Annotated in this window: 6 protein-coding genes; all 6 read left to right on the top strand. The window is 64.3% G+C overall.

Features of this window, described 5'->3' with window-relative positions; translation table 11 throughout:
* Nucleotides 1-293: 293 nt before the first annotated feature.
* The 6 genes from U9983_RS25040 to U9983_RS25015 all read left to right on the top strand — a co-directional run bounded on the left by U9983_RS25040 (nt 294) and on the right by U9983_RS25015 (nt 8,337).
* Nucleotides 294-1,217 (top strand): phosphopantetheine-binding protein, encoded by a 924-nt coding sequence (locus U9983_RS25040; protein ID WP_322756369.1) that lies wholly within the window; start codon nt 294-296, stop codon nt 1,215-1,217.
* The gene (locus U9983_RS25035; protein ID WP_322756368.1) at nt 1,214-2,917 is read left to right on the top strand and encodes an AMP-binding protein; all 1,704 of its coding nucleotides are present in this window, start codon (nt 1,214-1,216) and stop codon (nt 2,915-2,917) included. The genes U9983_RS25040 and U9983_RS25035 overlap by 4 nt, the downstream gene beginning before the upstream one ends.
* Nucleotides 2,914-3,366 carry a nuclear transport factor 2 family protein gene (locus tag U9983_RS25030; RefSeq protein WP_322756367.1) on the top strand — a complete coding sequence of 151 codons (453 nt, stop codon included), beginning with the start codon at nt 2,914-2,916 and terminating at the stop codon, nt 3,364-3,366. Before U9983_RS25035 ends, U9983_RS25030 begins: the two co-directional genes overlap by 4 nt.
* Nucleotides 3,367-3,398: 32 nt before the next feature.
* On the top strand, nt 3,399-3,926 hold the full coding sequence (locus U9983_RS25025; RefSeq protein WP_322756366.1) for a hypothetical protein: 528 nt from the start codon (nt 3,399-3,401) through the stop codon (nt 3,924-3,926).
* 42 nt (nt 3,927-3,968) lie between these two features.
* Nucleotides 3,969-4,538 (top strand): peptidoglycan-binding domain-containing protein, encoded by a 570-nt coding sequence (locus U9983_RS25020; RefSeq protein ID WP_322756365.1) that lies wholly within the window; start codon nt 3,969-3,971, stop codon nt 4,536-4,538.
* A 100-nt stretch (nt 4,539-4,638) separates the two neighbouring features.
* Nucleotides 4,639-8,337 (top strand): GDSL-type esterase/lipase family protein, encoded by a 3,699-nt coding sequence (locus U9983_RS25015; RefSeq protein WP_322756364.1) that lies wholly within the window; start codon nt 4,639-4,641, stop codon nt 8,335-8,337.
* Nucleotides 8,338-8,348: the final 11 nt, after the last annotated feature.

Here is an 8,348-nt window from a genome sequence, read left to right as displayed (position 1 = left end):
ATCGGGCGAACAGTGCCCGCCAGGCTCACCGCGATGACGTTGAGTAACCGAAGGACCAGAAGGAACAGACAGCCTCGCGACTACGGATAGTAACTTTCCGCAGCTCCAGTCCGAGGTGGATTGTCCTGAATCCTCATGGCGCCACTGATCGACATCCAATAATTTTGCTACTCAGTGTAATTAATTTGCGCGCCACCGCATCTCATGCTTTCATCGATCTAGTCTTATCTGATGATTTAGACAACTTATCAGGATATATCGTTTATATTCCACGTTGAGCGCGAAGGGGTACGGTGCTCTCCGACGTTCGCGATACCGATCTTGAAGGCTTCCTCGCTCGCCTCCTTGCCGTTGAGCCATCGGCCGTCACCGCTTCCGCCGACCTTCGCAACGACCTTCATCTGGACTCGCTCCAACAACTGGAACTCCTGGTCTGGCTCGCGGCGCGGGGCGTGGACATCGACGCGACCCCCGCGGGTCAGATCGTGACTGTCGCGGACGCGTGCATGCTCCTCGACACCGCTCGTGGCAGCGCCGGTGACGGGCACCCGGTCGTCGGCCGTCGGCGGGACGTGCCGCCCGGCCCCGTGACTCGAGCCGGAGTAAGGTCACCCAGGCTGCACAACGGCCGGTTTGCGTTGCGGCCGGTGACCCCGGAGTACCTGCCGTTCCTGTACGAGCTGGCGATCTCGGAGGAGATCGGTTTCCGCTGGCGTTTCCGCGGCGCCGTACCGAACCAGGAGACGTTCCAGGCGGGGCTGTGGCAGGGGGTGCTCGCCCAGTTCGTGGTGGTGCTCCCCGCAACGGGAGAACCGATCGGTCTTGTCGTCGCCTACAACGCGGACACCACCCGCGGCATCGCCTACCTGGCCGCGGTGTTCACTCCGGACTACCTGCTCACCGGGCTGCCCGCCAGCGCGGTCGAGCTGTTCGTCCGATATCTGTTCCAGGTCTGGAACCTGCGCAAGCTGTACATGGAGGTGCCGGAATTCAACTATGAACTGATCGCCAGTGGCGAGGGTCGCCGGTTCGATATCGAAGGTCGACTGCGGGACTTCAACTACTACGACGGCCGGTTCTGGGACGAGTACCTGCTCGCGCTCTGCCGCCACCACGTCGGACTCCCCCCGGTCCCGTCGACCTCCCACCCGGTCCCCGTACCGGGTGCACCATCGCTGTCCGGGATACCGGACTTTCCCACCGGGGCAGGGACATGACGGCCTTCCTGCTGGACGCCTTCGAGCGAGCGGCCGGACGCGGCGGATCACTCACCCTGACCAGTGCGGGCGGGGACGAGACCATCTCGTGGGCACAGGTCCACGCCGAGGCGATCGGCCTCGCCGGATTCCTCCAGACGGCCGGCATCGGCCGGGGCACCGCGGTGGGACTCCTCGGCACCACCAGCCGCACACTGGTCACCGCGATCCGCGCGGTCTGGCTGGCCGGAGCGAGCGTCACCGTCGTGACGCCCCCGACCAACGGCGATCCGACACTGGTCGCTGATGCATGCCACAGCGCCGTCCGCAGCGCCGACCTCGACGTGCTGCTGCTCTGCCCACCGTTCGACCCCTTCGCCACAGGCCTCACCGCCAGCCCCGCGGTGCGTGGGTGCCGGGTCGTCGCCGTCGACGACCGGATGAGGCAGGCCGTCGCCGGCACGCCCTACACCCGGCCCGAGCTGACCGACGACGACACCGCGCTACGGCAGTTCACCAGCGGATCGACCGGCGAACCCAAAGCGGTCCGCATCACCCACGGCAACCTCGCGGCGAACCTCAGCGGAATCATGGACGTGACCCGGCACGAAGAGGTACCCGACTGCCTGGTCTCATGGCTGCCGCTGTTCCACGACATGGGGCTGATCGGCTTCCTGGCCCTACCGATGTCCTGCGGGGCCTGCCGTCTGGTCCTGTCCACTCCGGAGGAGTTCCTGGCCCGCCCGACATCCTGGCTGGCGAACGTCTCCCGCTACCGCGGCACCGCGATCGGCGCGCCGGCCTTCGCCTACGGCCTTGCCGCACGCCTGCTGCAGCCAGGTGCAGACCTGGATCTGTCCCACGTCCGGTTCGCGCTCTGCGGCGCCGAACCCATCGACCCCGACATCATCGGATCCTTCACCGCCCGGGCCGCACAGCACGGCTTCAACCCGGCGGCAATGGTGTGCGCATTCGGGATGGCCGAAGCGACACTCGCCGTATCCCTCGTCCCGCCCGGCCGTGGCATGCACATCGACGAGGTCGACACAGCGATCCTGCAGACCGAAAAGCGAGCAGTGCCGGCCTCACCGGGCGCCGCGACGACCAGGCACCCACGGCTCGGCCAACCGCTGCCCGGCATCGACGTCCGAGTCGTCGACCCCGACACCGGCGTTGTTCGCGACGACCGCGACATCGGCGAGATCCAACTGAGAGGAACATCGGTCAGCCCGGGCTATGTCCACACCACCGGCCCGGACGGGCTCCTGACAGACGGCTGGCTCTCAACCGGCGACCTGGGCTACCTCACCGACGGCGAAATCATCGTCTGTGGACGTCGCAAGGAAATCCTCATCGTCGGTGGCCGCAATATCACTCCACATGATGTGGAACGAGCCGCGGCCCAGGCCGAGGGCGTGCGAGCCGGACGCGTCGCGGCGTTCCGCGGACCCGACCGGCCCGGCGCCGACACCCTCGTGGTCGCCGTCGAGGCACGCACACCGGACACGGACGCCTTACGCGACGCGGTGATCACCGCTGTCGTCACTCAGGTAGGCCTACGCCCGCACGCTGTCATCATCCTCGATCCCGGAGCCCTCCCGAAGACCACATCAGGAAAGATCCGCCGAACCGAACTCCGACAGCGCTATCTCGCCGGTGAATTCGCCGGTGACATGGCCCCGTATGAGGCCGCTGGCATCCCTGCCGGAGCACGACCGTGACCGCCCCACCCCAGCTGCCTACCCAACCCACCGAGGCCCTCACCCGGGCCGTGTCCACCTTCCTCGCGGCGTGGACGACCCGGGACCCCGCACAGCGCCTGAACCAACTGAGCGCAACCTGCACCGGGGACGTCCTCTACCGTGACCCGGCCGTCCGCACCGAGGGAATCGACGCACTCGCGGACCACATCAGCACATTCACGGCTCAGTTCGCCGGTCATCGCATCGTCCTGACCAGCGACGTCGACACCCACCACGATGTCGCCCGGTTCGGCTGGACCGCCTACCACCCCACCGGACAGCCAGCCCTGACCGGCACCAACACCGTGGAACTCACCGATACCGGTCTCCTGCACCGCGTCATCGCCTTCTTCGGACCGCTGCCCCCACGCACCTACACCTTCAACGCCTCCAACGCGAGCCGCGCCGGACCTGGAAACCAGCAGTGAACTGGCGGAGGGCAACGGGTCCCGTCCTTACCGTGGGCACCCTGCTGTTCTTTCTCCCCGCCTGCGCCGGCAACCAGCATGACCGGGATAATCCGGTTGGAAATGTGGCGCCGACATCACCTCAACTTGCATCGGAGGGGCCGTCGAGCATCTTTCACTCGGAGGGTTATACATTCACCATGCCGGGCGAGTGGTTCATCTGGAAATCCGAAAATCGGACGGTCGAGGCCGACAGTGAAATCGCCGCACACCCATCGGCCTTCACCATCGTCCGGCAGGTCGCCCCCGAATCCCCCGCTCCAGGGCAGCCGGGCGGGCAGGTCAGCTTTGTCGTCGATCACCTACCCGTCGAGGCAGCAGGTCGGGTCATGGACAACCTCCAGCACACACCCGACGCCCGTGTCGTGGTCGTCAACGGTCGCAACATTGTTGTCGCCGCGAACCAACCGCAGCTTCTCGTCTCATTCTCCGTCGGTCCCGACCTGATTCAGCTTGCCGGAAATCTTCCGGAGAGAACCCTAGTCCAAGTCGCTTCCACCGTCCGGCCGGAACAGCGATAAGCGGCGCGAGCCATCGCCGCTTCAAGAAAAACGGGAGTGTACGTGAAGCCGAACCAATGGATTACGCGGGCGGTAGCCGGCCTGGTCGCCGGGGCCGGAATGGCGGCCGCAAGCGTCGCCGGCGCCAGCCCGGCAGCCGCCGACCACACCGGAACCGGCGAGGACTGGGGTCAGTACTGGAACGTCGTCGGCAACTGCAATCATTGCGTCACTTCCGGCTCGCAGGTCTGGGCCGTCCAGAACAATCTTGCAATCGGAGGAGTGCTACCCAGCAGCGGCATCGACGGCCAGTACGGCCCCCAGACCGAACAGGCGATCCGCAACTGGCAGAAAGCAAACGGACTCACTGTCGACGGCGTAGCCGGTTGGGAAGTCTACCACTCGATGTTCAGCGGAAACGACTCCAGGTCGCGTTCCAGCGGCGAACCCATCTACTACTCACGCCTGTACTACGTCGGCAGCTACAATGCGGGATTCGGCGGTGAGTGGCGCTATCGCCAGGTCGGCAAGACCGACATCGAGCATGACTATGCCTTCGTTGACTATCACAGTACCGGCTGGCTGATCCGAGGTGCGAACGGGTCTTACAAAGCGGTCGGCCAGCAATACTAGCCGTTCCGCCGCGTCGGCAGTTTTTCCGTGGTCTATTTTCCGCATACTTGCCGCCGACCCGGTCGGGTGTGGCGAGAAGTCCGCGAACGAAGGACATGCCATGACCCGATTCCGCCGGCTCGCAATTATTGGCACGGCGCTCGCCGCTGTCGGCGGTTGCGCGGCCATCTCCCTCGTCGCTCCGGTTTCGGCCGCATCACAGATCGGGCCGCGCCCAAACCCCGTCGCTGAAAGCGTGCCAGTCCCAACAGGTGACGTGGCGGCCCTTGCGGTCGGTACGGCGGACGGTGTGGACATCCTCGTACCAGCCGATCCCGCAACAGGCGGTTGGCGCGTGCTGACGAGCCTGTACGTCCAGGGATGGGACACACCGCAGTGGACGGAGTTCCACTGTCTCACCGGCGATGGCCGGTACATGGCGGTCACCTTCGCACCAGTCGCTGTCGTCAACGACGAGAAGCTGCGTAATCTGGGAGCGTTTGCCGCCATCGTCGATTTACATGACGGATCGCGGTGGATCGCGCCCCAGCGTGTCGCAATAAAATACCATACGCCCGGGTGCGGTACCGGCACCGAAGTGGTGTTCAGCCGAAACACCGGTACCGACGGTGAAACGACCGAGCTGATACGGGTCGATGCCGCCCGGAGACAGATCCAGGATATTCGCAGTGTCCATGGGCAGATAGCGTCCGCTGTGCCCACTGGGCAAGATATTACAGCCGCATTGGGAAGATCACTCATCACCGTCGATGCGGCTGGCGGAACCAAAGAACTGGCGACGGCTCCCGGCCCTGTCTATCATCTCCGTCCAACCGGTCGAGACGGTGTCGACTTTCTCACCGTCGCGGGACCTTCTACAGCCAAGGCCTTCACCCGCCACGCCGACGGAAGAGTGACCGAACTGGCCGAGGGGCCGTTACAGAACATGTCCCTTCGGCAGGGGCGGGGGGGAGCCAACCATCTGGTCGGCGCACCGACCAGGGTGGCCGCTGGACCCGACACGATCGATGTCGTGACCACACCGGCCCAGCCAGTCGACCTCTCACTGGACGGCGGCCTGGTCATCGAGCGACAGGCGGTACCGGGCATCACAGCTCCAACGGGTACGGACGACGGGATTGCGATCACGCAACGACGGCGGACGCAGTCTCAAGGAACGGTCGCCCATGTAACGCCCTCCGCCACCAGGACGCCACCGGTTCAGAGCGAGCCGGCAAGGACGGGCACTGTGGTTCCCGCATCCATGAACATGACCGGGGCGCCGGTGATAGTTCCGGCGGCGTCGATCGCGTCCGGCGCAGGGTCACCATGCCCGATCGCACCCCTCGACCCGAACACGCAGATCATCCAGCCTTCGCCCAAGCAGGTCGAATGGGCGGCCGGTCGTGCCGTCCGCAAGGAGTTGACCAACACCAGACCGGCCAACTGGCAGAAACACGGGTTGTCCCAGTACACCCCACAATCAATGATCACAGTCCCGGCGCTAGCCGGTGCCGACCCGGGCAAACACATTCCCGTGCAGATCCTGGAAGGTGTACTCGCTCAGGAGACGAACTTCAGTCAAGCAAGCTGGCACGCGCTGCCCGGTGTCGCCGGTGATCCGATCATCGCGAACTACTACGGGACGACCTACGGCTCCGACGGCCTGATAGCCGGAGCGGACCCGGCCAAGGCGGACTGCGGGTACGGGATCGCCCAGATAACTCAGCACATGAAGACCGGCGACAGCTACTGGACGGATATGCAGAAGCGCGCGATCGCGACCGATTACGAGGTGAACATGGTTGCCGCGGTCAGGATCCTGACCGAGACCTGGAACCAGCTTCAAAGCCTTGGACTCGTCGCGAACAACGCGGACCCGACCAAGATCGAAAACTGGTATCTCGCGCTGTGGGGGTACAACACCGGCGTATACAGTCCCGGGACGGGGAACCCCTCCTGGGGGCTCGGCTGGACGAACAATCCCGCACAGAACGACTACGATCCCAGCCGGCATGCCTTTCTCAGTGACTATGACGACGCGGCTCACCCCGGCCGGTGGCCATATCAGGAGAAGGTGCTGGGCTGGGCACAGCACGCCCAACTCGACCTCGTCAACGGCGGCCCAAAATACACCGGCTCTGCGGCGCTCTCGCTGCCGACCGACTACTTCCTGTTCTGCGATACCTCCAACACCTGCGATCGGAACAGTACCTCGACCGGCTACTGTCTGAACACGGACCGGAAATACTGCTGGTGGCACAAGGCGGTCTCCTGGGGACGGGTAGGTGATCTGAACGACGAAAACCCGTCTGCTTACAGCGCCGGGGCATCAGAACCCACGGTGGCCAACCCGTACCCGCCGTCCTGTTCGGCTGCTGACTCGCCGGTTGTCCAGACGCCTGGGACAAGCGCCTTACCCCTGGGCGCAGTCATCGTCGATGATTTGCCGGACTCATCGACCAACATCGCCGGCTGCGGGACGGTCACATCGTCGGGCAGCTTCGGTCTGTCCTTCGGTAGAGACAGCGCGGGACGCCCCGTCAGCGCCATCGACACCCACCAGGCCGGCATCGGGTATCTCGGGCACTCCTATTTCGCCCATACCGTGGCTGACAGCCGAGGTTCCTTCATCCGTGTCACCGGCAGATGGACACCACCAGCCGGCCAAACAGGTTGGCGTCGTATCTGGATTCACATTCCGAACAACGGTGCCGACACCGCGCAAGCCGACTATCGAATCTACACGGGCACGAAGACATACCACCGGGTCGTCAACCAGCGATGGAACAAGAACACCTGGTTCGACCTCGGTTCCTTCCAGCTGAGCGCAGGCGCATACGTGTCCCTGTCCAACGTCACCACGAACGACTGGGATGGACACGCCGTCGACATCTCATGGGATGCCGTCGCGTTCACACCGTCATCCAGACCGGCGGTCAGCTATGTGGCTTTTGGTGACTCCTATCAGGCAGGGGAAGGCGTCGAGCCCTACTATTCGAACTCCGATCAGGGCGCGAAAGGAGGCCTGCACATCGCCTGCCACCGTAGCCCGCAGGCATACCCGAACCTCGTTTTCAACGATCTGGTGGCATTACATCCGGGCAACGACGAGTTCCACTTCGCCGCATGCAGTGGCGCAGTGGTCGCAAACGTCAACGGTAGTGTGGCCCATTTCAGCGAGGTGCCACAGCTCGACACCGGTTGGCTCGACGAGAACACAACGCACGTCACCATCGGGATCGGTGGAAACGACGCCCGCTTCGCCAGCATCCTCCAGGCTTGCATGATCTCGCTTCACGACTGTATGAACTCCGACTTTCACCTCACCACGGATGCCGGGGTTGATCCCGCACCGTTGGTTCAATATGAACCGACGGTCATCGACGGACTCCGGGTGCCGTTGACATCGCTCTACCAGAAGATCCGCCAGCTCGCACCCAACGCACAGATCATCGCGGTCGGTTATCCCCACGTTGTCACGACTGGCGACCTACGCTCATTCGACGTTGCCTGCTCGCTCATTTTTCCCGAGACCGCGGACTGGTTCGCTCAGATGGCGGACCGGCTGAACCAGACGATCGCCGAGGCGGCCGCCTTCGCTGGAGGCAACATCGCGGTGGTCAATCCAACCGCCAGCTTCGCAGGCCCTCCCCACCATGAGGCATGCACTCCAGCCACGAGCGACGAATGGATCAATGCGGTGGTGGCGCACAGCAGCTCTGGCAGCGGTTCCAACACTCCTGGTAGCGGAAGCTTCCATCCCGACGCAGCCGGCCATGGTGCAGTCGCGTCGCTCATAGGCCCAACGCTACAGTGATCTTGTGTCGG

The organism is Protofrankia sp. Cas3, assembly GCF_963555955.1.
Lineage (GTDB): Bacteria > Actinomycetota > Actinomycetes > Frankiales > Frankiaceae > Protofrankia.
Note: the sequence above shows the minus strand (reverse complement) of the source record. Positions and strands in the feature narration are given on the sequence as shown.

Coding starts and splice junctions, on each gene's coding strand:
- U9983_RS25035 (WP_322756368.1), top strand. CDS start 1,214: ATGACGGCCTTCCTGCTGGACGCCTTCGAGCGAGCGGCCGGACGCGGC.
- U9983_RS25015 (WP_322756364.1), top strand. CDS start 4,639: ATGACCCGATTCCGCCGGCTCGCAATTATTGGCACGGCGCTCGCCGCT.